Origin of the sequence: Micromonospora humidisoli (assembly GCF_016900955.1) — a bacterium.
Lineage (GTDB): Bacteria > Actinomycetota > Actinomycetes > Mycobacteriales > Micromonosporaceae > Micromonospora > Micromonospora wenchangensis.
Genome location: NZ_JAFEUO010000001.1, coordinates 757,211 through 781,593, shown reverse-complemented (window position 1 = coordinate 781,593; position 24,383 = coordinate 757,211). Strand labels below are relative to the sequence as shown.

Below are 24,383 nucleotides of genomic sequence, written 5' to 3'. Positions count from 1 at the left end.
CCGGGTCACGGGGGACGTCCGCCGTCAGGATATCCACGCCCGCGCCGGACGCCGCCCCGGCCGGGTCGCACGACAGGTCAGGCGGGCGTACGCCGGATAGGTTGGCGGTATGACCCGGGCCCAGTTCAGCGCAGAGACCTCCGGCGGCGGGGCGTTCGTCCGCCAGCCCAACCGGTTCACCGGCCGGGTCACCCCGCACTCCACCTCACCCGAGGGCGGTGGGCCGGACGACCAGGGGCGCTGGCCGTTGGAGGCCGACCGGTACCGGCTGATCTGGTGCCGGGCCTGCCCCTGGGCACACCGGGCCATGATCGTGCGGGGCCTGCTCGGCCTGGACGGGGTGATCTCGCTGGGCACGGTCGACCCGATCCGCGACGAACGCGGGTGGCGGTTCACCCTCGACCCGGACGGCTTCGACCCGGCGCTGGGCATCGGTTTCCTCTCCGAGGCGTACCTGGCCACCGATCCGGACTACACCGGCCGGGTTACCGTGCCGGCGCTGGTGGACACGCTCACCGGCCGGGTGGTCACCAACGACTACCCGCAGCTCACCCTCGACTTCTCCACCGAGTGGCGACGCCTGCACGCCCCGGACGCGCCCGACCTCTACCCGGTCGCGCTACGCCCGGAACTGGACGCGCTGATGGCCGAGATCCACACCGACGTCAACAACGGCGTGTACCGGTGCGGCTTCGCCACCTCCCAGCAGGCGTACGACGAGGCGTACGCGGCGCTGTTCGCCCGGCTGGACGTGTTGTCGCAGCGGTTGGCCGGGCAGCGGTACCTGATGGGTGACGCGATCACCGAGGCGGACGTGCGGCTGTTCACCACCCTGGTCCGCTTCGACGTGGCCTACCACGGGCACTTCAAGTGCAACAGGCAGAAGCTGACCGAGCTGCCGGTGCTCTGGGCGTACGCCCGGGACCTGTTCCAGACCCCGGGCTTCGGCGAGACGGTGGACTTCGACCACATCAAGCGGCACTACTACGCCACCCACCGTGAGATCAATCCCACCGGCGTGGTGCCGGCGGGACCGGACACCTCCGGCTGGCTCACCCCGCACGGCCGTGCCTGACGCCGCCCGTGCCGTCGCCGGCCGGGTCGCCGCCGGCTTCGTGCTGCTCGGCGCGGTCGCGGTGACCGTCGCCGTCGGGGCCGGTCCGGGTGGCCCGTGGCGCGGGTACGTCAGCGAGGCCGGGGTCAGCGACAGCGCCTTTGCCTCGACGTACCGGATGGGGGTGTTCGCCCTGGCGGCGGCGCTGCTGTCGCTGGCCGCGGCGCTGCCGGTGACGCTGCGGCTCGCGGCCGGCCTGCTGCTGACCGGCGCGGCCGGCACCGTGCTCTCCGGTGCGGTGACGTGCAGCGCCGGTTGCCCGCTGCCGCCGTTCGAGGCGGCGACCCCGGCCGACCTGGTGCACGCCGGGGCGAGCATCGTGGCGGCCGGGGTGACCGTGCTCGCGATGCTGGTGGTCGGGTTCCTCCGGCCGGCGACGCCGGGGCTGCGCCGGGTGGCCCGGGTCGCCGGGGTGGTGGCGTTGCCGGTGGCCGGGGCGGTCGCGCTGGGCCTGCTGACCGTGGGCCGGGGCGACCTGGTGGCCGGGCTGGAACGGGTGTTGCTGGTGCTCTGCGCCGGCTGGGGCCTGTGCACCGCGCTGCTGCTGTCCCGGCACCGGCCGACCGCTGACGGACCGGCCGACCGGACCGGGCCCGTCGTGCCCGGTGCCCGTGAGCACGTCGAACGTGACGAACGGGTCACCGGGTCGACAACGTCCGTGTAAGGAGCCTCACCCGGATCGGTCCTTCCAGCTCGCGCCCGGCCGGGAGTAGCGTCGACAGGCGATGACCAATGTCTGGCACCTCACCGTGCGCCTGTACGTCGACCTCCGACGGCAGGCCAGTGGGGTCTGTCCGGCGCAGCCACGCTCCTGACGCTGCCGCCGACCGACCCCTACCGACATTGGACCCGCCCTGATGGCTTCCACCCTGCGCAAGTTCCCCTTCTCCGCCCAGATCCTGCTCGGCCTCGTGCTCGGCGCGGCGCTGGGCTTCCTCGCCCGTGCCAACGACCTGAGCTGGCTGGCCAGCACCCTCGACACCGTCGGCGGGCTCTTCGTCCAACTGCTCAAGCTGGCCGTCCCGCCGCTGGTCTTCACCGCGATCGTGGTCAGCGTGGTCAGCCTGCGCGGGGTGGCCAACGCCGCCCGGCTGGCGCTCAAGACGCTGCTCTGGTTCGGCGTCACCGCGCTGATCGCGGTGAGCCTCGGCCTCGGCATCGGTCTGCTCACCGACCCGGGCCGGGGGGTGAGCCTGGACGTCGGCGGCGCGACCGCGCCGAAGACCACCGGCTCGTGGACCGACTTCCTCACCGGCATCGTGCCGACCAACCCGGTCGGCGCGTTCGTCGAGGGCAACGTGCTCCAGATCGTCTTCCTCGCCCTGGTCGTCGGTGCCGCCGCGCTGCTGGTCGGCGCGGCCGCCGAGCCGTTCGTCGAGGTCAACCGCGCGGTGCTGGCCATCGTGCAGAAGGCGCTGTGGTGGGTGATCCGGCTCGCCCCGATCGGCACCCTCGGCCTGATCGGACACGCCGTCGCCGCGTACGGCTGGGACCTGCTGGCCCCGCTGGCGAAGTTCACCACCGCCGTCTACGTCGGCTGCGCCATCGTCCTGTTCGTGGTCTACCCGCTGCTGCTGGTCACCGCCGGGCGGCTCAACCCGCTGCGGTTCTTCGCCGGCGCCTGGCCGGCGATCGAACTGGCCTTCGTCTCCCGCTCCTCGGTGGGCACCATGCCGGTCACCCAGCGTTCCGTCGAGCGGCTCGGCGTCCCCCGCGAGTACGCCTCCTTCGCGGTGCCGTTCGGTGCCACCACCAAGATGGACGGCTGCGCCGCGATCTACCCGGCGCTCGCCGCGATCTTCGTGGCCCAGGTCTTCGGGGTGGACCTCGGCATCGGCGACTACCTGCTGATCGCCTTCGTCTCGGTGGTCGGTTCGGCCGCCACCGCCGGTCTGACCGGTGCCATCGTCATGCTGACCCTGACCCTGAGCACGTTGGGCCTGCCGCTGGCCGGCGCCGGCCTGCTGCTGGCGATCGACCCGATCCTGGACATGATCCGCACCGCCACCAACGTGGCCGGGCAGGCCGTCGTGCCGACCATCGTGGCCGCCCGCGAGGGCATCCTGGACCGCGACGCCTACGCCGCCGCCGGCCGGCGCGACCTGACCGACGCCGACCCGGCCGACGCCGACGGGACCGCCGGCCGGCCGGCCCGCCGCGACGACCTCGCGCCGACGCCCGCCTGAGCACGCCGGCCGGGCCCTCCCCCGGACACCCCGCCCCGCCCCGCACCGCCACCCGCCCGTACCGGAGGATCACCCGCATGAGTGCCCTGTTCACCCCGCTCGCTCTGCGCGGCGTCACCCTGCCCAACCGGATCGCCCTCGCGCCGATGTGCCAGTACAGCGCCGGCCCGGACGGGCTGCCCACCGACTGGCACCTGGTGCACCTCGGGTCCCGGGCCGTCGGCGGTGCCGGCCTGGTCGTCACCGAGGCCACCGCGGTCGTTCCCGAGGGACGGATCAGCCCCCAGGACACGGGCATCTGGTCCGACGCGCACGTCGACGCGTGGCGGCCGGTCACCGCGTTCGTCGTCGGCCAGGGGGCGGTGCCCGCCGTGCAGCTCGCCCACGCCGGGTTCAAGGCCAGCACCTGGCGGCCGTGGGCGGCCGAGCGCGGCGGCGTGCCTGACGACGAGGGCGGCTGGACGCCCGTCGGCCCCGGCGTCGAACCGTTCCTGCCCGACTACCGGCGGCCGACCGCGCTGGACGAGGCCGGGATCGCCGGGGTGGTGTCGGCGTTCGCCACCGCCGCTGGCCGGGCCGTCGACGCCGGCTTCGCCGTCGTGGAGATCCACGCCGCGCACGGCTACCTGCTGCACGAGTTCCTGTCCCCGCTGACCAACCACCGCACCGACGGTTACGGCGGCGACCGGGCCGCCCGGATGCGGCTCACCCTGGAGGTCGCCCGCGCGGTCCGCGCCACCGTCGGCGAGCAGGTGCCGGTGCTCACCCGGATCTCCGCCACCGACTGGGTCGAGGGCGGCTGGACGGCGGACGACAGCGTCGCCCTCGCCGCCGAGCTGGCCGCGTCCGGCGTCGACCTGGTGGACGTCTCCTCCGGCGGGGCGTCGGCCCGGGCGACCATCCCGGTCGGTCCCGGCTACCAGGTGCCGCTGGCCGCCCAGATCCGGCGCGAGGCGGGCGTACCGACGGGTGCGGTCGGCCTCATCGTCGAGCCGGAACAGGCCGAGCAGATCGTCGTCGCCGGTGAGGCCGACCTGGTGCTGCTCGGTCGGGAACTGCTCCGGGACCCGTACTGGCCGCGCCGGGCCGCCGCGAAGCTCGGTGCCGGCCCCGACTGGCCCGACCCGTACGCCCGCGCTTTCTGACCATCCGCCGACCGGCAGGCGGCGACCACTGCGGGGAGAGTTGTTGTCGCTGGAGCGACGACAACTCTCCCCGATCCCGCCCGACCGGGCGGGGGCGGGCGCGGGTGCCCGGGTCAGCCGGCCAGGTGACCCCAGTCGTCCTCCAGGTCCCGCCACCCGCCCTGGGCGGCGACCGTGCCGTCGACCAGCACCACCACGTGGTCGGCGCGGACCAGCGCCGCCCGTTTCGAGGTCGAGCCGACCACGGTCACCCCGTGCTCCCGCAACGCCGCCCACAGCGCCAGCTCGGTGGTGACGTCCAGCGCGGACGACACGTCGTCGGCGACCAACAGTTCGGTACGCGGGGCGAGCGCCCGGGCCAGCGCCAGCCGCTGCAACTGCCCGCCGGACAGCCGGGTGCCCTTGTGCCCGATCAGCAGCCCCAGCCCACCGCCGCCCGCCAGGTCGTGCTCCAGCTGGGCGGTGCCCACCGCCCCGGCCGCGTCCACGTCGTGACCGAGGGCGATGTTGTCGGCGACCGTGCCGGAGAGCACCCGGGGCAGCTGACCGACGTAGCCGACCTGCTGGGGGCGCAGGAACAGCTCCGGCTCGGTCACCGGCTCGCCGTTCCAGCGCAGCTCACCGACGTGGTGCACGATCCCGGCCAGCGCCCGCAGCAGCGACGACTTGCCGGAGCCGACCGGCCCCACCACCAGCACCAGCCGGCCCCGGTCCACGGTCAGGTCGACGTCCCGTACGGCGAGGGTGCCGTCGGAGTGCAGCGCCCCGAAGCCGGCCAGTTCCAGGCGGCGCAGCGGCCGGCGCGGCGGCGGCTGCGGCGTCGGGGCGGTACCGGCGGCGAGGTCCACCCCCGGCACCTCCGCCGAGTACGCCCCGATCCCGGCCATCGCCACCGTCCGGCGGGTCCACACCCGCGCCGACGGGTACTGCGAGACCAGGGACGCGGTGGTCCAGGCGAACCAGCGGGCCGCCCCGAGGGTGGAGACGGCGACCAGGGTGGCACCGGCGGAGAGTCCGCCGGTCAGGTAGAGCGCCCACGCCGCGATCGGCAGCAGACCGCTGGCCACCGAGGGGGTGGAACGCGCCCACACCTGCACGGCGATCTCCCGCCGCTGCCGGTCGCTGCGTACCAGGTCCAGCGCGGAGAGGTGGTCGAGCACCGGCCGGGTCGCCCCGGCGAGCTTGACCGTCCGGGCCGCCGACAGCGAGGAGACCAGCGCGGTGGCGAAGGCGGCGCGGGCCGCCACCGTGTCCCGGGCGGAACGCTCCAACCGGGGGCCGAACAGGGTCGCGGCGAGCCCGGACACGGCCATCGTGCCCACGAAGAACAACGCCGGCACGAGACTGCCCGTGATCAGCGTCATGGTCACCATCGTCACCAGGGCGATGAGCTGGTCCATCAGGTTGTCGGCGAGCTGCACGACCCGTTCGGTGTCCCCGCTCTGCGCCACCACCTCGGCCGGGGTGTGCCGGCTGGTGCGGCGCGGACCGGTCTGACCGTGCACCAGCCGCAGGCTCATCCGCAGCATCTGGCGTACCCACCACTGGGGGAACCGCAGGTTGGTCCAGTAGGGCAGCGGCAGCACGATCACCAGCGCGGCGGCGATGCCCAGCGCCGGCAGCCACGGGTCACCGCCGTCGACGACGTCCGCCCACAGCCAGGGCAGCACGCTGCCGTCCAGGCCGAGCACGGTGATCACCATGAACAGTGCGACCGACAGCATGCCGAAGCGTGGGTCGTTCAGGCCCAGACGCAGGATCTCCCGCATGGTCCGCGCGGGCGGCAGCGGTGGCAGCGGCGGCGGGTCCTGCTTCGGTACGGCCACCGCCGCCCGCCCGGCCGGCCCGGTCCCCCGCACGGCGGCGACCCGGCCCGGCCCGTCGGGATCCGCCCCGTCGAGACCCGCTCCGGTGTCGTCCGGCCGGGCCGGGGACGTCGCGTCGGCGTCCGGCCAGCCGGCAGGGCCGTCCAGCAGGTCCACGCCGCCCCGGCTGGCGGACCGGCCCGCACCGACCGGGGTGTACGCGGCGGCGTGGCTGGTGGCGAGCAACTCGGCGAAGCGGGCCGAGGAGCGCAGCGGGCCGGCCTCCAGGACCGCCCCGTCGGCCATCACCACCACCTCGTCGCAGCGCCGCACCGACGACAGCCGGTGCGCGATGATGATGCCGATCCGGTCGGTGAGCAGACGTTCGGTCGCCTCGCGTACCCGGGTCTCGGTGACCGGGTCCAGCCGCGCGGTGGCCTCGTCGAGGATCACCACGTGCGGGTCGCGCACCAGGATGCGGGCGAACGCCACCAGCTGTTCCTGGCCGGCGGAGAGCACGTGGCCGCCCTCGCCCAGCCGGGTCCGGATGCCGTCGGGCAGTTCCGCGACCCACTCCGTGAGCCCCAGCTCGGCCAGCGCCCGGGGCGCGTCGTCGAGCAGGTCCGGGTCGAACAGGGCCACGTTCTCGGCGAGGGTGCCGGCGAGGATCTCGGTACGCTGCGGCACCACCGCGATCCACCGGCGCAGTTCCTCGACGTCCAGGTCACACAGGTCGGTGTCGCCGAGCAGCACGGTCCCGCGCGGCACCTCGACCGCCCGGGTGAGCACCTTGGCCAGCGTCGACTTGCCCGAACCGGTCCGCCCCACCAACGCGTACGACCGGCCCCGTACGAAGCTGAGCCGGACGTCGCGCAGCGCGGGCGCGCGCTCGTCCTCGCCGGTGGCCGGGTAGCGGAAGGTGAGCCCGCGCAGGGTCAGGTCGCCGTCGGTGGGGGTGAGGCCGCCGGAGGGTTCCTGCCTGGAGTCGGAGAGCAGCAGCACCCGGGCCCAGGCGCCGAGCGCGTACTGCAGGTGCGGCACCCAGCGGGCGAGGTGTTCGACGGTCGCGCCGAAGCTCAACGCGAGCAGCCAGATCGCCGTCAACCGGGCCCCGTCGACCCGGCCGGTGGTCAACGCCCAGGCCCCGGCGAGCACCACCCCGGCGATCCCGACCCGGATGGTGCCGGCGGCGAAGGCGGTGACCCGCGCCGACATCAGGAAGACCCGGCGGCAACGGGCCAGCACCTCGGCGGCCCGTCGGGCGTACAACCGCAGCACGTACGGCTGGGCCAGACTGGTACGGACGTCGTCCTGGCCGTGTACCGCCTCCTCCATCACGGCCGCCAGGTCCGACCAGGCCTCCTCCTCGGACATCCGGGCCGGGGCGATGGCGGCGGTGGGCCGGCGCAGCAGCGCGACGAGCAGCACCGTGAGCAGCAGCATCGCCACCCCGGCCGGCCACCAGACGAACAGCGCGCTGACCGTGGCGAGCAGACAGAGCACCAACCCCTGTACCAGCCGTACGCCGGTGTTCCGCAGCTCGGAGGCGACCTGGTAGACGTCGTTGTCGATCCGGTCGAGCAACTCGCCGACCGGGGTGCCCTCCAGGGTGGGCAGATCCTGCCCGAGGGCGACCCGGCAGAGCCGGCGACGCACGTCGGCGGACCAGTCGGCGGTGATGCCCGCCATCAACAGCGCGATCACCAACTCGCCGAAGACGGCGACGACCAGCGCGACGACCAGGGCGGCGAACCACCCGGCCGAGCGGTGCACCAGCACCGGGCCGGCGACCGCCGAGGCGGCGGCCTGACCGGCGGCACCGAGGACGACGAGGACGATCACGACCGTCACGCGGCGTGGCGCGGACGCCCAGAGATCACGGAGCAGGCGCATGGAAATTCCCTCCGGAACTCGGGGTGGCGGTACCCCCCAGCCTGACCCCCCCGCCCCCCTCCCCTCAACGCATTTACCACCAACCCACCCACCCCCGACCCCCCACCCCACCCCACCCCGCCTCGTCCCGCCCCGCCCCACCCCGCCCCGCCCCGGTGATCAAGAGGTTTGCGTCAATATTGATCTTCAAATTGCCCTAAACCTCTTGATCAACTGACCTAAACCTCTTGATCACCGGGACGGGGCGGCAGCCGAGAAGGCGAGAGGGTGACCAACAGGGTGGGGCCGCGGCCAACCGGAGGGGCGGAGAGGCCGGGACGAGGCGGGCGAAGAGGTCGGGGCGGGGCGAAGAGGCCGGGGCGGGGGCGGATGAGCGGGGAGCGGATGAGCGGGTGAACGGGTGAGGGGCGGGGTGGGGTGCCCGGGAAGGCCGGGTGGGTGGGCAAGCGTCCGGGAGATGGCAGGGACCGGAAAGCGACAGGGACCGGAGCGGCGACGGGACCGGTGATGGGTCAGAAGAGGATGGTGGCGAGGGTGCCTACGCGGTGGAAGCCGCAGCGTTCGTAGACCCGGCGGGCGGGGCGGTTGAAGTCGTTGACGTAGAGGCTGACCGTGGGGGCCACCCGGAGCAGCGCGTCGCGGACGACGGCGGCCATCGCGGCGCTGGCGATCCCGCGTCCGCGCCAGGTGGGGGCCACCCAGACGCCCTGGACCTGGGCGGTACGGCGGGTCACCACCGCCAGTTCGGCCTTGAACACGACCTCGCCGTCGACCATGCGGGCGTACGCCCGGCCGGCGCGGACCAGGTCCTCGACCCGTCGGCGGTAGGCCCGGCCGCCGTCCTCGGCCAGCGGCGAGACGCCGACCTCCTCGGCGTACATGGCGACGGCGGCGGGGAAGAGCAGGTGCACCTCGTCGGGGCGGACCCGGCGCACCTCGGGGTCGACCGGGATGGCGGGCAGGGTGTCGACGGCCAGGAGCGGCTGGTTGGGGCGGACGTCGCGGGCCGGCCCCCACTGGTCGGCGAGCCGGTCCCAGAGGCCGAGCACCGCATCGGCGCGTCCGACGATGGAGGAGCAGAGCCGTTCCTCGCCGGAGAGCTGCTCGGCGAAGGCGGCGACGGCGGAGTCGGTGGCGAGGATCGGGGTGAGGTTGCCACCGAGCCAGCAGATCGACTCCAGGTTGCGGCGGGTGCCGTAGCCGAGGATGCGGCCCTCGGCCCGCCACCAGGCGAGACCGCGCGCGGCGACCCGCTCGGCGACCTGCGCGCCTGCGAACGGGTCGAGGTCGAGCAGCCGTTCGACGGCACGCCGCTCCGACTCTCCCAGTTGGCGTACCGGCACCGTCAGCACGGTTACCAGCCTGCCAGATCAGGGCGGTGCTTCGCCGGGTGACCGGCACAGCCACCAGAGGACTTGTCGACAACACATTGCCGATATATCGTTGATGCATCAGCGACAGCACGATGAAGGGACGACATGATGGGATTCCACCGTCGGATCCACGCACTGCAGGAGGCCCGGCAGCGCGGCTTCGGCTTCCCGCCCATGCCCCCCGGCCCGCACGGGCACGGCGGTTGGGGCGGCGGCCGGGGTGGGCGCGGGCGGGGCCGGGGACGCCGACCCAACGTCCGGGCCGCCGTGCTGGCCCTGCTCACCGAGCGGCCGATGCACGGCTACGAGATGATCCAGGAGATCGACTCCCGCACCGGCGGGGCCTGGCGGCCCAGCCCCGGATCGATCTACCCGACTTTGCAACTGCTGGAGGACGAGGGCGTCATCGCCGCCAGCACCGACGCGGCCGGCGGCGGGCGCAAGCGGTTCGACCTGACCGATGCCGGTCGGGAGGAGGCCACCACGGCCGCGCAGACCCCGCCCTGGGCGGAGTTCGCCGAGGACACCGTCAACAGCTGGCACGACATCCGCGACGCGGGCGCGCAGGCCATGCACGCGCTGCGCCAGGTGATGATGACCGGCACCGACGACCAGCGGGAACGCGCTGCCCAGGTGCTCGACGAGACCCGCCGCAAGCTGTACGCGATCCTCGCCGAATCGGAGTGACCGCCGGGCACCCGGCACCCCGGCGACCCGCGACGCCCTGGCCCGGCACGGCGAACCCCGCCGGTCGGGCCAGGACCACCACAACCGCCCGAGCCGGATCTCCTCGAAGGTGCGGGCCACCTTGAAAGTCGCGCCCACCGGTGCCGAAGCATCCCGGCGACGCTCAACCACGTACCCGAAAGGGCGGCCCTCCCGGTGGGAGGACCGCCCTTCTCGACGGTGGGTCAGTGCACGGTGACCGTAGGGCCGGGGACGAGGTCGCGCAGTTCCTCGGGGATCTCCGCACCCATCTCGTCGGCGATCCGCAGCGCCTCCTCGATGAGCGTCTCGACGATCTGCCCCTCGGGGACGGTCTTGACGACCTGACCCTTGACGAAGATCTGCCCCTTGCCGTTGCCGGAGGCGACCCCGAGGTCGGCCTCGCGGGCCTCGCCCGGCCCGTTCACCACGCAGCCCATCACGGCGACCCGCAGCGGGACGGGCAGCCCCTCCAGGCCGGCGGTGACCTCCTCGGCGAGCTTGTAGACGTCCACCTGGGCCCGGCCGCAGGACGGGCAGGAGACGATCTCCAGCCCGCGCTCGCGCAACCCCAGCGACTCCAGGATCTGGTTGCCGACCTTGATCTCCTCGACCGGCGGGGCCGACAGCGACACCCGGATCGTGTCGCCGATCCCCTCGGCCAGCAGCGCGCCGAAGGCGACAGCCGACTTGATGGTGCCCTGGAACGCCGGGCCGGCCTCGGTCACCCCCAGGTGAAGCGGGTAGTCGCACTGCTCGGCGAGCTGCCGGTACGCCCGGATCATCACCACCGGGTCGTTGTGCTTGACCGAGATCTTGATGTCCCGGAAGCCGTGCTCCTCGAACAGCGAGCACTCCCACAGCGCCGACTCGACGAGCGCCTCGGCGGTGGCCTTGCCGTACTTGGCGAGCAGCCGCTTGTCCAGCGAGCCGGCGTTGACGCCGATCCGGATCGGCGTACCGGCGGCGGAGGCGGCTGCGGCGATCTCCTTGACCTTGTCGTCGAACTGGCGGATGTTGCCCGGGTTGACCCGGACGGCCGCGCAGCCGGCGTCGATCGCGGCGAAGACGTACTTCGGCTGGAAGTGGATGTCGGCGATCACCGGGATCTGCGACTTGCGGGCGATCGCCGGCAGTGCCTCCACGTCGTCCTGACTGGGCACGGCGACCCGGACGATCTGGCAGCCGGACGCGGTCAGCTCGGCGATCTGCTGGAGGGTGGCGTTGACGTCGGAGGTGAGGGTGGTGGTCATCGACTGCACCGAGACCGGGGCACCCCCACCGACCGGCACCGAGCCGACCATGATCTGGCGGCTGGCCCGGCGCGGGGCGAGCGGCGGGGGCGGTACTGCGGGCATACCGAGACTGACAGCGGTCACTTCAGGCACTCACCTTGTGAAGAGCGTGATGGGGTTGACGATGTCCGCGGTGGCGGTGAGCAGCGTGAACGCGCCGCCGATGAGGATGACCGCGTACGTGATGGGCATCAGCTTGAGATAGTCGACCCGGCCCGGGTCGCGCCGGCCGATCCGGGCGTAGAGCCAGGAGCGGGCCCGTTCGAACCAGGCGATGGCGATGTGGCCGCCGTCCAGGGGCAGCAGCGGCAGCAGGTTGAACACGCCGACGAAGAAGTTCAGCGAGATGAACAGCAGGACCAGCAGCTGCCAGACGCCGTTCTCCAGGGCTTCGCCGCCGAGCCGGCTCGCGCCGACGACGCTGATCGGGGTGTCCTTGTCGCGTTCGCCGCCGGTGACGGCCGTCCACAGGGCGGGGATCTTGTCGGGGATCCGCTTGATCGCCTCGTAGGTGCCGACGGCCAGGTCCTTGGTGTAGCCGGCGGTGGCCGGGATGGCCTCGACCGGGCCGTAGGTGACGTTCGCCGGGACGCCGGGCGGGAGCATCGGGCCGGCGACGCCGAGGGCGGAGACGGTGACCGGGGCGCCGTTCGGGTCGTCCAGCGGCCTGCGCTGCACGGCGGCGAGGTCGGCCCGGACCTCACCGGACACGCCGTCGCGCTCGTACCTGATGGTCGCGGGCTGGCCCGGCGGCAGGTCGCGGACGGTCTTGACCAGCGCGGTGTAGTCGGCGACCGCCACCCCGTTGATCGCGACGATCTTGTCGTCGTCGCGCAGCCCGGCCTGCTTGGCGGGGCTGACCGGGTCACCGGGGGCGCACTCGCGGACCGCGTCGGTGGGGACGACACACTCGACGACCTTGACGTGCGCCGGGAGCGGGTTGGGAAGGTTCTTGTTGGGCAGGCCCATGAACATGGCGGCCAGCCAGATCGCGACGACGGCCAGCGCGAAGTGGGTGACCGAGCCGGCGGACATCACGATCGTCCGCTTCCAGACCGGGTAACGCCACATCGCCCGCTTCTCGTCGCCCGGTTCGACGTCGTCGTCCTGCGGCGTCATGCCGACGATCTTGCAGAATCCGCCGAGCGGGATGGCTTTGAGGCCGTACTCCGTCTCACCCCGGCGGAACGACCAGATGGTCGGCCCGAAGCCGACGAAGTAGCGGGTGACCTTCATGCCGAACGCCTTGGCGGTCAACATGTGACCGGCCTCGTGCAGGCTCACCGAGATGAGGATCGCCAGGGCGATCACCACCACCCCGAGCAGATAGAGCATCAGGCTTCCTTCCCCGACCCCGAGATGATCTCCTGCGCGTGCGCGCGCGCCCACGATTCGGCGGCGAGCACGTCCTCGACGGTACCTGGTTCACCGAAATCGGGAGCCTCCTCCAACACCCGCCCGAGGGTGTCGACGATGCCGAGGAACGGTAGCCGGCCGGCGACGAACGCCGCCACGCACTCCTCGTTGGCCGCGTTGTAGACGGCCGGACGGCAGCGGCCCGCCATGCCGGCCGCCTTGGCCAGCGCCACCGCCGGGAACGCCTCGTCGTCGAGCGGGGCGAACTCCCAGGTGTGGGCGGTGGTCCAGTCGACGGCGGTGGCGGCGTCGGGCACCCGGTCGGGCCAGCCGAGGCCGAGCGCGATGGGCAGCCGCATGTCCGGCGGGCTCGCCTGGGCCAGCGTGGAGCCGTCGACGAACTCGACCATCGAGTGGATCACCGACTGCGGGTGCACCATCACGGTGATGTCGGCGTAGGGCACGTCGAACAGCTCATGCGCCTCGATCACCTCCAGCGCCTTGTTGACCATGGTGGCCGAGTTGATCGTGACGACCGGCCCCATGTTCCACGTCGGGTGGGCGAGCGCCTGCTCCGGGGTGACAGCGGCCAGCTCGTCGCGCCGCCGTCCCCGGAACGGCCCGCCGCTGGCCGTGACGACCAGCCGCCGCACCTCGCCGCGCGTCCCGCCGCGCAGGCACTGGGCCAGCGCCGAATGCTCCGAGTCGACCGGCACGATCTGCCCCGGCCGCGTCACCGCGGCCTTCACCAGCGGGCCGCCGGCCACCAGCGACTCCTTGTTGGCCAACGCGAGGGTACGACCACAGCGCAGCGCGGCCAACGTCGGCGCGAGCCCGAGCGACCCGACGACCCCGTTGAGGACCACGTCGCAGGGCCACTGCGCCAGCTCCGTCATGGCGTCCGGGCCGGCGATGATCTTCGGAAGCTTGAAGTCCCCGGTGGCCCAGCCGCGCCGGCTCGCCTCGGCATAGAAGGCGAGTTGGAGATCCTGCGCGGCGGACGCCTTGGCCACCCCGACCGCGTCCACGCCCAGTTCGAGCGCCTGGGTGGCGAGCAGCTCGACGTTGCCGCCGCCGGCACCGAGCGCCACCACCCGGAACCGGTCCGGGTTGCGCCTGACGATGTCGATCGCCTGGGTGCCGATCGAACCTGTGGAGCCGAGCAGGACGAGATCCCGGGGAGTTGTCACCCGGCCATTCTGCCCCGTACGCGCTGTGCTCCCGCTGGGAGCCTCACCCGCCGCCGTCCCCCTCCCCCACCGGATTCTCCCCGCCGGGCGGTTCCGCCTCCTCGACCAGCGCCTCCTCGCCGACAGGTGCCGCCTCGTCCAGCAGGGCGGCCGGGTCGACGGAGAACGCGAACGGTCGTGTCATCACGAAGGTCGTCCCCGCTGCGGCAGCGGCCGTCGGGCGGTACCCGCCGTCGGCGAGTTCGTGGAGCGTCAGCGCGGGGATCCGGTTCCGCAGGTCGACCCGGAGGAAAAAGGGAACCCCCGCGGCGGCGTACTCCCGGGGCCGGTCGATCACACCGGGACCTGCGACCTGGGACGGGCCGATCTCGCCGAGCAGCACCGCCGCCTCCACCGGCATGGCTCGTCGGCCTCTTCCCTGTTGTCGCAGCACCGCGAGGTGCGGAACCAAGAGATCATCCAGTGCGGTGAGGTTCACCGACCAGCCCGCCCACCACCCGTGGGGCCGGCAAGCTCGGCTGATCAGATACGTCAGCTCCCGCTGGGCAGTCCGCTGGTCGTAGTCGCCATCGGGTGAAATGACGACACTGCCGCGAAGCACCTCCACGCGGGGGCCGTTGTGGGGCGGCACGAGGTCGAGCGCCCGCCGCGCGGTCCATGCCTCGTTGCGCTCCCACAGCGCCTTGTCGTGCCTGGCCCTCATCGCCGCAACCTGCCTCCGGGAAATGCACCTGCCCTGCCCACGAGGCCGGTCGACGCGAACTGCGGGGCGGCAGGGGGCCACCGTCACACAGCATCCGTCAGGGCGGTCGCACAGCAGGTGCGACCGCCACCGACGAGGAGTGGAAGTGTGCCCCGTCGGACCGCCCGGTCAGAGCACCCACCGATTCCACTCAATTCCCGAGGGTGACCATGCATGTCCGATCTTGACCACACCCCCGAACAAGCAGCCCGAGAGTCCGGCCTCCGCGAGGTTTCCGAAGCGCTGCTCAACATCGAGCAGGCGATCAAGCGGACCGAACGGGCGAAGCGCACGGCCTCCATGACGGTCGGCTGCGACGACCTAGCCCGGATGCTCGACACCGCCGCCCGGAACCTGGAGACAGCTCGCAAGGACCTGTTTCAAGGGGCCTACTTCTCGGCGGATTCCCCGAAGCTCTTTTGATCATGCGCAGTGGTGAGCAGATCCGTTACGGGTGACCCGCGAACGAACCCGCCCTGGTCGCAGCCACGAAGTCGGACCAGGCAGCGGGCGCGAAGACCAACGCGGGGCCACTCCGGTCCTTGCTGTCCCGCACCCCGACCGCGTCGGTGAACGCTGCCACCTCGACGCAGTTGCCCTCACCACCGGACCGGGACGACGTCCGCCACACCCCGTCACGTCTCATCGACCATCTCCTTCGCCATCGCCACGATCAGTTCGCGGCTCTCGTCCTCGTCGAGCGCCCGCTCACCGAGCGAGCGCCAGGCTGCCTCATAGGTCTGGATCTCGTGGGCCTTGTCAAGGTAGACCGCACCGCACGGGCCGTCCATGTAGATGGTGGTCGGCTCCGGGTCGCGCACGTCGGTCGGGAAGTCGAGCATGGTGAAGGTGCCCGCGTGCGCCGAGCGGACCAATCCGGCCGCCAGTGGCAGCACGCGCAGCCGAATGTTGTGCTGCCGGCTCATCGTGACCAGTGAGTCGAGCTGACGGATCATCGCTGCCCGGTCCCGCAGCGGCCGGCGCAGCACCGCCTCGCTGAGAATCACGTCCAGTTGCGGCGGGCGTGGCACCGCCCTTGCCAACAGGCGCTGTCGGCGCAGTCGGACGTCCACCTTCGCCTTACGCTCAGCGTCGCTCAACTGCGGGTTGTCGGTGGCGATCACCTCCGTCATGTACTCGACAGTCTGCACGAGGCCCGGCACCAGGTTGACCTCGTAGTGCCGAATCCTGGTGGCGGTAGCTTCCAGGCCCACGTAGAGCTTGAACCAGTCCTTGATCGGCTCGCCGTAGCTGTGCCACCAGCCGTGAGCCTTGGTTTCCCGGGCCAGAGCACGCATCGTCTCGATGGTCTCCCGGGACGCGCCATACACGCGGCACATGGCCTCCACATCGTTCGGATGCATGGAGACCTGACCGGTCTCGTAACGCCAGATGCGCGGCGTCGACCATTCGAGCTCCTTGGCCGCCGCCGCCACTGTCACATACGCGCCTTCCCGAAGTTCTCTCAGGTATCTGCCGAGTTGTCTACGCGGGACGGTGCTCCCCGAATCGTCCACGTCATCTCCTTCAGTGCCGCTGCGTAAGGCACCTCATCCCTTGGTTCGTATTCTCCAGCAAAACATTGCGCTCAGCTAGTAGTGAAATGACCATCGTGGATGACCAGCCGCCACCGGCGGCGGTCGACCGGGGGTGGGAGTTCTTCCCGACACCTCATCCCGACTCCCACCCCCGGTTACCCGAACGCCCGCACCCGGAGGCACGATGGAAACTCCTGGCAAGCGCCGACGCGACAGACCGGTACCGACAGCGCCACGGCATCGGCGGGACTGGTCCCGGTGGGGTCGGCACTGCACCTGCGGGCTGCGCTGGCCGTGCCCGGACCGGCTGGCCGGCGTACCGCTGGGGGAACCGCCACCGCCACCACTGCCGGCGCACCGCCCCCACCTGTGGAACGGTCCCACCGCCGTCTATTGGGTGGGCGCGGCGGGCCTGGCCACCCGGGGCCAGGCCCGCCGGGCGAACGGCCGCCACCGGTGACCCCACCGACGGGCGGCCCACGGCGGGGGCAGCCGGCACCGGTCACCCCGCAGGAGGGTGGCGCGCAGCGCTGGCGGCAGGCGGCGGGACGGCAGGAAGGTCCCGGTCCGCATGTCGCCGCGTGGCGGTGCCGGGTCTGCGCCGCGCCGTGGCCCTGCCAGCCGGCCAAGCTGAGCCTGCGGCGGGAGTACGCCCACGACCGGCCGGCGCTGGCCATCTACCTCTGCCTGCTGATGCACGACGCGATCGCCGATGCGCTGCGGGTCGGCACCGGCCCGGTCGACCCGGCCGCCTACTTCACCCGGTTCCTCGCCTGGACCCGCCACGACCGGCCACCACCCGGCACGCCACCCGGCACGCCATCCGAGTCGTCGCCCGTCGACCTGGGTTGATCGACACAAGAGGGCCGAGGTGGGGGTGTCCTCGCCGACCGGACACCCCTACCTCGGCCCCACTGTGTCGATCATCGCCCCGGGACCGGCCCGGGGACGACGGTCAGGCGTAGGTCTCGAACTCGGCGACCTTCGGGGTGGCAGCAGAGCTGTTGATCCGGAAGGTGACCTTCTTCAGCGAGGTACGGGCGAAGGTGATCACCCCGGCCCGGCTGCCGGAGGCCAGCACCGCGCCGGTGTCGCCGTTGAGCACCTGCCACGAGGTGACGCTGCCGACCGAGCCGGACGCCTCCCGAATGTTGATCGAGGAGATGCTGGTGGCGGAGCCCCACTTGATCGAGATGTCACCGGTCGACCCGGCCGGGGACCAGAAGGTGCCCATGTTGCCGTCCCGCACGTCGCCGTAGCTCGTACCGCTGGCCTTGCTGGAGCCGTCGGAGCCGGCGCCGATGCTGAGGTTGGTCCCGCCGGGCGTGCTGGTGGGCGGCGGGGTGGTCGGGGCCGGCGTGGTCGGCGCAGGCGTGGTCGGGGCCGGGGTGGTCGGGGCCGGGGTGGTCGGGTTCGGGGTGGTCGGCGTGCAGCTCCCGTTCGACTCCTTGAGACCCATGTTCGCGCCGGCCGTCTGCCGGACGATGTCCGGCACGCAGCTCGCCCCGTCCAGCCGGTAGGAGTACGGAATGCTGACGCTGGTGTTGGACGGCATACCCGGGCCGGCGGGGTTGGTCTCACTGCCGGGGCTGGACCAGGTCACGTTGTCCAGGATGTTGCCGCTGGCCTGCCAGTAGCCGGCCTCGCTGGTGTAGAAGGTGCCCAGCACGTCCCGGGAGTTCTTGAAGTAGTTGTTCTCCACCTTGGCCCGCGCGCCGGCCCGGGAGTTGATCCCCGACTCGTTCAACTGCACGTACGAGTTGTTGTAGATGTGCGCGATCCCGCCCCGCAGCAGCGGCGTACGGGAGTCGATGTTCTGGTAGAGGTTGTGGTGGAAGGTGACGAAGCCGTTGCCCCGGTCGCTCTCGCTGGAGCCGATCAGGCCGCCCCGGCCGGAGTTGCGCAGGATGCTGTACGACAGCGTCACGTACTGGACGTCGTCCTTCATGTCGAACAGCCCGTCGTAGCCCGCCGACTCGCCACCCGACGCCTCCAGGGTGGTGTGGTCGACCCAGACGTTGCGAACGCTGCTCTCCATGCCGATGGCGTCCCCACCGTTGGAGGTCGGCGAGCCCGACTTCTTGACGTTCCGCACGGTCACGTTCTGGATGATGATGTTGCGGGAGTCGCGGATGTGGATGCCGAGCTGGTCGAAGACCGCCCCGCTGCCGACCCCGACGATGGTGACGTTGCTGATCTCCTTCAGTTCGATCTTGTCGGCGGCGGTGTTGCAGCTGCTGCCGGAGACCTTCGTGGTGTTGCCGTGGTTGATGGTGCCCTGCACCTCGATGACGATCGGGGTGCTGCTGCTGGCCCGGTTGCACAGGGCAGCGTGGATCGCGGTGCCGGTGGTGGCCCGTACGGTCTGGCCGCCCGCGCCGCCGGTGGTGCCGCCGTTCTGGGTGGCGTAGCCGCTGGCGCTGCCGGCCGCCGCCGACGCCTGGTGCACCGGCAGGGCCACGCAGATCGCGGCACCGACGGCGGCCGTGGCCAGCCCCGCCTGGACTCGTCGTGCAACTGGTCGTCTCATCCTCACGTCACCTTTCTCATTACCTGGTGGTGGTGCCGCTGCCGGGTGGTGTGGTGCCCGGTCGGGCGGCGGTGATGACGGTGGTCCTGTCGGACCTCTGCGCGCCGGGGACGGGCCGGGCCTTCGCGGCCGTCAGGCGGAGTCGCCGGCCGGCCAGGGACGTCTGCGCCGGTGGTCGGGTCGACCCGCTCGCCGTGCTGCCGCGCACGGCGAACTGGCGCCTGCGGCGGTGGTGGAACTCGCCGTGGCACCCGCACTGAGCATCTGGAAAGCGCTTTCCACAAGCGAGGATAGGGTGGCGTCTATCGATACCGCAAGATGTCGTCCGGAATGCGGCTAATGACCGCCCAACCGCCGGCCAGCCGCTAGTGATCCACTCGCTGGGGCCGATGTTGCGCCATCCCGGCGCCATGACACCGCAACATCGGCCCAGTTGAACCGATCACGGCCGGCACACGGGCGTGACGCGGGATCGTGATGCGTGGCGGCGGGTGACAGGGGGAAGAACATCGCGATGGGCGACGCATGGCAGCGTACGAAGCGGATCACCAGTGCCGCGTTCCGGCCGGTACGCGGACGGGACCTATCCCTGCACGCCGCCGCGATCACCTTCTACGGGGCGATCGCCGTGGTGCCCGTCGCCCTGCTGGCGATCTGGCTGACCTCACTGGTGGCCGGGGCGGACCGGGTACGCCGGCTCACCGCGTACGCCGTGGAGACGCTGCCGGACGCGATCGGTGCGCCCGACGCGGTGGACGCGCTGGTCAACGCCGGGGTGCAGTTGACCCCGCTGTTGGCGTTGGCCTCCCTGCTGCCCGCCTCGCTCTACGGTGAGGGGCTGCGCCGGGCGTTCGTCTCGGTGGCGACCGCGCCGAACCCGGACGAGTCGCTGGTGGGCTGGCGGGGGCGGTTGCTGCTGCTGCCGCTGCTCGCCCCCGCCCCCGCCCTGCTGCTGTCGATCCTCATCGCGCTGCCCACCACCACCCGGCTGATCCGGCAGGGTGGCTGGGTCGCCGCGCTGGGCATCGTGCTGTCGTTCCTGGCGGTGTGGCTCGTGCTCACCCCGGTCCTGATGTGGGTGTTCCGGGTGGTCGGGCCGGCCTCACCGGACTGGCTGTCGACGTTGGCGGTCGGCTCGTTCACCGCCGCCAACCTCTCCGGCTTCCTGCACGGCTTCGTGCTGTTCTGCTCGCTCCCGCTGGATCTCGGGGTGCCGTTCGGCGGGTTCGACCCGGTCGGGGCCGGCGTCGCGGTGCTGCTCTGGCTCTACCTGTTCCACGTGATCGTGCTGGCCGGCTACTCGGCCACCCTCGCGTTGTCCCGTTGGCGGGTCGGCCGCGCCGCCGCCTCCGGGTCGGCGTCCGGCTCCGAGGCGTCGGGGGTCGGCGACGCCGCCGGGGCGTCGGTCTCGCGCAGGCCGTAGCGGGCCCAGAACCGGGCCAGGGGCGTCGGGGCCCACCAGTTCCACCGGCCCAGCAGCCGCATGGTGGCCGGCACGAGCAGCGCCCGGACCAGGGTTGCGTCCACCACGATCGCCACGATCATGCCGACGCCGATCAGCTTGATGTAGGCCATCCCGCCGGTGGTGAAGCCGGCCACCACGATGATCAGCAGCAGCGCGGCGGCGGTGATGATCCGACCGGTGCGTTGCAGGCCGGCGGCGACCGAGGCGGTGTTGTCGCCGGTGCGGTCCCACTCCTCGCGGACCCGGCTGAGCAGGAACACCTCGTAGTCGGTGGCCAGCCCGAACAGCACCGCGAGCATGAGGATGAGGTTGCTCGGCTCGATGAACCCGGTGGAGGTGAAGCCGAGCGGCCCGGACAGGTGGCCGTCCTGGAAGATCCAGACCACCACGCCGAACGACGCGCCGATCGACAGCAGGTTCATCAGCACCGCCTTGACCGGCAGCACCACCGAGCCGAAGGCGAGGAAGAGCAGCAGCAGGGTCGCGCCGGCCATCAGCAGCGCCATCCACGGCAGCCGGTCGCCGAGGCTGTCCAGCAGGTCGACGTCGGCGGCGGGCCGGCCGCCGACCAGCACCTGCGCCCCGGCCGGGCCGGGCAGGTCGCGCAGCGTCCGCACCAGGTCCCGGGCGGCGTCGCCGGTCGGCTCCCCCGGGTAGCTCACCGACAGCAGGGTGGACTCCCCCTTCGCCGCCGTGACCTGCACCCCGGTCACCCCGGGCAGCGCCGCGATCCGGTCGGCGAACGGGCGTACCGCATCGGCCGACGCGCCGGAGACCAGCACCTCGACCGGGGCGATCGTGCCGCCGGGGAACTCGGCGGCGATCCGCTCGGAGACCACCCGGGGTGCGGCGTCGGCCGGCAGCACCCGCTCGTCGACCCCGCCGAAGGTGATCCGCGCGAACGGGGTGGCCAGCACGCCGAGCAGCACCGCGACCCCCACCAGGTACAGCACCGGCCGGCGCATCACGCTGCGCGCGATCCGGGCCCAGGCGCCGCCGGGCTCACCCGCCGCCCGCCGCGCACCCCGCGACCCCCGCCGCCACGGCAGCGGTACGCGCACCGCGTCCACCCGGTGGCCGAGCACCACCAGCAGGGCCGGCAGCACGGTGAGCGCGGCCAGCATGGCGATCAGCACGGCGGCCATCCCGCCGAAGCCCATCGACCGCAGGAACGGCTGCGGGAAGATCAACAAACTGGCCATGGCGAGCGCGACGGTGAGCCCGGAGACGAAGACGGTCCGGCCGGCGGTGAGCATGGTGCGCCGGATCGCCTCGGCGACGGGCCGACCGGCGGCCAACTCCTCCCGGAACCGGCTGACCACGAACAGTGCGTAGTCCACCGCCATCCCGAGGCCGATCAGGGTGATCACGTTGATCGCGAAGATCGACACGTCGGTGACCAGGTTGACCAGGCGGACCGCGATGAACGCGCCGAGGATGGCCAGCCCACCCACGAGCAGCGGGGTGCCGGCGGCGACCAGCCCACCGAAGATCAACACGAGCAGCACCAGCAGCACCGGCATGGACAGCAGCTCGGCCCGGGTGATGTCCTCGGTGCTCTGGGTGGTGGCCGCCTCCTGGAACGCCACCAGCCCGCCGACGTCGGTCCGCAGCCCGGGTGCGTCCAGCGCGGGCCGCAACGCCGTGAACTGCGCCGAGCGGGCGTCCTCGTCGCCGCCGGTGAGCTTGACCAGCCCATAGGTGGCCCGGTGGTCGGTGGCGACCAGCGCGGGCGCGGGCGCGTCGTACCAGGTGGTCACCTCGGCCACCTCGGCACGCTGGCGCAGCGCGGCCACCGTGGCGGTGACCGGGTCACGGAACCGCGGGTCCTCGACGGTGACGGTGTCGCTGGACCACAGGACGATCACGTCGGCGCCCTGCCGGCCGAGTTCGACGGTCACCCGCTGCACGGTCCGGCTGGACTCGCTCGACGGATCGTCGAAGCCGCCCCCGCTCAACTCGCCGAACACCCCGGCACCCCAGGTCGCCCCGACGGCCATCAACACCCCGGCGACGGCCAGCACCACCCAACGGGCGCGCACCACCACCCGCCCCCACCAGGCGAACATCGGCCTCTCCCCTCGTCGACCCGCCGACCCGTCGTCGCCCGCCTCCGGGCCGCCGGCCGGCGTCGGCCCCGCAGCGATCGCCGTCCACTATTGCAACAAGCGTTCACGTTCGACGGGCCGGGCCGGTCGCCCCCGGGTGCCGGAGCGGGCGGGGCACCGCTTCCCGTGGTGACCGGTATGCCTGTGGGTCATGTTTATGCCGCTCAGGCATACCGTGTTCCGCGCCTGATGCTGCCGACACCCGCTCGCCCCGGGTCAGCCGGACCCCGGCCCGGGTCAGCAGGCCGACCCGGATCAGCCGGGCGGCCCGCGACAGCCGGTCGAGGCGGCATACTTCACGCCCCGCGCCGCACTAGGCTGCGCAGGCATGAGCGATGCGAGTGAGCTGCCGTCCCGCGCCGACGTCGTGATCGTCGGATCGGGGCACAACGGGCTGGTCTCCGCCGTCCTGCTGGCCCGCGCCGGGCTGGACGTGCTGGTGCTGGAGGCGGCGGAGGTGATCGGCGGGGCCACCCGCACCGAGAACCCGTTCCCGAAGGTGCCCGCGCTGCGCCACTCCACCGGGTCGTACCTGCTCGGGTTGATGCCGCCGGAGCTGCTCGCCACCCTCGACGTGCGCATCCCGGTGCTGCGCCGCGACCCGCACTACTTCCTGCCCACCCCGGGTGGGCCCGGTGCGCCCTACCTGCTGTTCGGCAGCGACACCACGGCGACCCGGCGGCAGCTCACCGAGTTCTTCTCCCCCGCCGACGTGGCCGCCGACGACGCGCTCCAGGCCGAGCTGGCGCAGCTGCGCGCCGACCTGGCCCCGGCCTGGCTGGCCGAGCCGCTGCCGGTGGAGCAGACCGCCGAACGCCACGTCCGCCCCGCCCTGCGGCAGGTCTTCGTCGACCTGGTGCGTGGTTCCGTCGCCGACTACCTGGCCCGCTTCGACTTCCGCTCCGAGCTGCTGGTCAGCATGTACGCGGTCACCGACGGACTGTCCGGCCTCAACGCCGGCCCCGACGACCCCGGCACCGGCCACAACTTCCTGGTGCACAACATGTGCCGGCTGCCCGGCGCGGACGGCACCTGGATGATCGCCGAGGGCGGGATGGGCACCGTCTCGCGTACCTTCGCCGAGGCCGCCCGGTCGGCCGGGGCGACCATCCTGACCGGTGCCCGGGTCGACGCCGTCACCCTGTCCGGGGGCGCGGCGTCGGGCGTCCGGCTCGCCGACGGTCGGGAGGTCGCCGCCGAGGTGGTGCTCGGCGCGTGTGACCCGTACCGGCTGATGGAGCTGGTGCCCGACGGCGCGCTGCCGGCGGAGCTGGGCGCGCGGATGGCGGCGGTCCGCCGGCCCGGCACCACCCTCAAGCTCAACCTGGCGCTGACCGGGCTGCCCCGCTTCTCCTGCCTACCGGCCGACGCGCCCAGCCCGTTCGGGTCCACCATCCACCTGCTGCCCGGGTCGGCGTCGCTGGTCGGGGCCGGCGGCGAGTCGCCGATGGCGGCGCTGCGGGCGATGTGGGCCGACGTGCAGGCCGGGCGGCTGCCCGACGAACCGACCATCGAGTGGTACCTGCACACCACCGTCGACCCGTCGCTGTCCGACCCGGCCGGGCACCACTCGTCGGCGCTGTTCGTCCAGTCGGTGCCCTACACGTTGGCCGGCACCGACTGGGACACCGCGCTGCCCGGCTACGTCACCCGGCTGGTGGAGATCTGCGAACGGTACGCCCCGGGCACCGGTGACCTGATCGCCGACGCGGTGCCGCTGCCGCCGCCCGGCATCGAGGCGCACTTCGGCATCACCGGCGGGCACATCCACCACGTCGACAACACCGTCTCGTTCACCGACCGGATGCCGTACGCCACCGGCATCGACGGGGTGTACGCGGGCAGTGCCGGCTGCCACCCGGCGGGCAGCGTGATCGGCGCGGCCGGCCACAACGCCGCCCAGCGCATCCTCGCCGACCTGGGCCGCTGACACCCGCC

General features: G+C 72.6%; 19 protein-coding genes and 1 pseudogene. 10 read left to right on the top strand and 10 right to left on the bottom strand.

The features are described from left to right. Positions 1–109: 109 nt before the first annotated feature. From JQN84_RS03435 to JQN84_RS03420, 4 genes are all read left to right on the top strand, one after another. A complete protein-coding gene (locus tag JQN84_RS03435; RefSeq protein ID WP_204956905.1) occupies positions 110–1,075 on the top strand; it encodes a glutathione S-transferase family protein in 966 nt (321 codons plus the stop codon). Next, positions 1,068–1,778, top strand: a complete 711-nt coding sequence (locus tag JQN84_RS03430) for a DUF998 domain-containing protein (protein WP_204956904.1) — start codon at positions 1,068–1,070, stop codon at positions 1,776–1,778. Before JQN84_RS03435 ends, JQN84_RS03430 begins: the two co-directional genes overlap by 8 nt. A 205-nt stretch (positions 1,779–1,983) precedes the next feature. After that, the gene (locus JQN84_RS03425) at positions 1,984–3,300 is read left to right on the top strand and encodes a dicarboxylate/amino acid:cation symporter (protein WP_204957313.1); all 1,317 of its coding nucleotides are present in this window, start codon (positions 1,984–1,986) and stop codon (positions 3,298–3,300) included. A gap of 77 nt (positions 3,301–3,377) precedes the next feature. Then, a complete protein-coding gene (locus JQN84_RS03420) occupies positions 3,378–4,445 on the top strand; it encodes an NADH:flavin oxidoreductase/NADH oxidase (protein WP_204956903.1) in 1,068 nt (355 codons plus the stop codon). Positions 4,446–4,558: 113 nt separating this feature from the next. On the opposite strand, the gene JQN84_RS03415 is transcribed toward JQN84_RS03420, so the two are convergent. Both JQN84_RS03415 and JQN84_RS03410 read right to left on the bottom strand, forming a co-directional pair. After that, positions 4,559–8,143, bottom strand: coding sequence for an ATP-binding cassette domain-containing protein (locus tag JQN84_RS03415; RefSeq protein WP_204956902.1), 3,585 nt, complete (start codon positions 8,141–8,143; stop codon positions 4,559–4,561). 512 nt (positions 8,144–8,655) lie between these two features. Next, the gene (locus JQN84_RS03410) at positions 8,656–9,495 is read right to left on the bottom strand and encodes a GNAT family N-acetyltransferase (protein ID WP_204956901.1); all 840 of its coding nucleotides are present in this window, start codon (positions 9,493–9,495) and stop codon (positions 8,656–8,658) included. A 129-nt stretch (positions 9,496–9,624) separates the two neighbouring features. Between JQN84_RS03410 and JQN84_RS03405 the strand changes: the two genes are divergently transcribed. Beyond that, positions 9,625–10,203 (top strand): PadR family transcriptional regulator, encoded by a 579-nt coding sequence (locus tag JQN84_RS03405; RefSeq protein WP_204956900.1) that lies wholly within the window; start codon positions 9,625–9,627, stop codon positions 10,201–10,203. Between the two features lie 224 nt (positions 10,204–10,427). Here the strand turns inward: JQN84_RS03405 and ispG are convergent, their stop codons facing one another. Genes ispG through JQN84_RS03385 form a run of 4 tightly spaced genes read right to left on the bottom strand, consistent with a single transcriptional unit; the run spans position 10,428 to position 14,765 of the window. Beyond that, the gene (ispG, locus tag JQN84_RS03400; protein WP_204956899.1) at positions 10,428–11,600 is read right to left on the bottom strand and encodes a flavodoxin-dependent (E)-4-hydroxy-3-methylbut-2-enyl-diphosphate synthase; all 1,173 of its coding nucleotides are present in this window, start codon (positions 11,598–11,600) and stop codon (positions 10,428–10,430) included. Between the two features lie 9 nt (positions 11,601–11,609). Further along, positions 11,610–12,851, bottom strand: coding sequence for a M50 family metallopeptidase (locus tag JQN84_RS03395; protein ID WP_204956898.1), 1,242 nt, complete (start codon positions 12,849–12,851; stop codon positions 11,610–11,612). Further along, entirely contained in the window at positions 12,851–14,062 is a 1,212-nt protein-coding gene (dxr, locus tag JQN84_RS03390; protein WP_204956897.1) for a 1-deoxy-D-xylulose-5-phosphate reductoisomerase, read from the bottom strand. Before dxr ends, JQN84_RS03395 begins: the two co-directional genes overlap by 1 nt. A gap of 43 nt (positions 14,063–14,105) precedes the next feature. Continuing rightward, positions 14,106–14,765, bottom strand: a complete 660-nt coding sequence (locus JQN84_RS03385) for a Uma2 family endonuclease (RefSeq protein ID WP_204956896.1) — start codon at positions 14,763–14,765, stop codon at positions 14,106–14,108. Positions 14,766–14,978: 213 nt separating this feature from the next. Here JQN84_RS03385 and JQN84_RS03380 point away from each other — a divergent pair, with 213 nt between their 5' ends. After that, positions 14,979–15,227, top strand: coding sequence for a hypothetical protein (locus tag JQN84_RS03380; protein ID WP_204956895.1), 249 nt, complete (start codon positions 14,979–14,981; stop codon positions 15,225–15,227). Positions 15,228–15,252: 25 nt separating this feature from the next. On the opposite strand, the gene JQN84_RS03375 is transcribed toward JQN84_RS03380, so the two are convergent. Together JQN84_RS03375 and JQN84_RS03370 are read right to left on the bottom strand one after the other, a co-directional pair. Then, the gene (locus JQN84_RS03375; RefSeq protein ID WP_204957312.1) at positions 15,253–15,435 is read right to left on the bottom strand and encodes a DUF397 domain-containing protein; all 183 of its coding nucleotides are present in this window, start codon (positions 15,433–15,435) and stop codon (positions 15,253–15,255) included. A 4-nt stretch (positions 15,436–15,439) separates the two neighbouring features. Then, positions 15,440–16,321, bottom strand: a complete 882-nt coding sequence (locus tag JQN84_RS03370) for a helix-turn-helix domain-containing protein (RefSeq protein WP_204956894.1) — start codon at positions 16,319–16,321, stop codon at positions 15,440–15,442. Between the two features lie 477 nt (positions 16,322–16,798). Here JQN84_RS03370 and JQN84_RS03365 point away from each other — a divergent pair, with 477 nt between their 5' ends. Further along, positions 16,799–17,194, top strand: coding sequence for a hypothetical protein (locus JQN84_RS03365; RefSeq protein ID WP_307820982.1), 396 nt, complete (start codon positions 16,799–16,801; stop codon positions 17,192–17,194). 103 nt (positions 17,195–17,297) lie between these two features. Here the strand turns inward: JQN84_RS03365 and JQN84_RS03360 are convergent, their stop codons facing one another. Next, complete coding sequence (locus JQN84_RS03360; RefSeq protein WP_204956893.1) at positions 17,298–18,872, bottom strand: pectate lyase family protein; 1,575 nt, start codon at positions 18,870–18,872, stop codon at positions 17,298–17,300. A gap of 26 nt (positions 18,873–18,898) precedes the next feature. On the opposite strand from JQN84_RS03360, the gene JQN84_RS03355 reads away from it, so the two are divergent. Together JQN84_RS03355 and JQN84_RS31205 are read left to right on the top strand one after the other, a co-directional pair. Continuing rightward, the gene (locus tag JQN84_RS03355) at positions 18,899–19,132 is read left to right on the top strand and encodes a hypothetical protein (RefSeq protein WP_204956892.1); all 234 of its coding nucleotides are present in this window, start codon (positions 18,899–18,901) and stop codon (positions 19,130–19,132) included. A 254-nt stretch (positions 19,133–19,386) separates the two neighbouring features. Continuing rightward, on the top strand, positions 19,387–20,295 hold the full coding sequence (locus tag JQN84_RS31205) for a YhjD/YihY/BrkB family envelope integrity protein (RefSeq protein WP_239484645.1): 909 nt from the start codon (positions 19,387–19,389) through the stop codon (positions 20,293–20,295). 26 nt (positions 20,296–20,321) lie between these two features. Here the strand turns inward: JQN84_RS31205 and JQN84_RS03350 are convergent. Continuing rightward, positions 20,322–22,337: pseudogene (locus JQN84_RS03350) on the bottom strand (MMPL family transporter); the annotation flags it as partial. A 436-nt stretch (positions 22,338–22,773) separates the two neighbouring features. Here JQN84_RS03350 and JQN84_RS03345 point away from each other — a divergent pair. Beyond that, on the top strand, positions 22,774–24,375 hold the full coding sequence (locus JQN84_RS03345) for a phytoene desaturase family protein (RefSeq protein WP_204956890.1): 1,602 nt from the start codon (positions 22,774–22,776) through the stop codon (positions 24,373–24,375). The last annotated feature ends 8 nt before the right edge of the window (positions 24,376–24,383 follow it).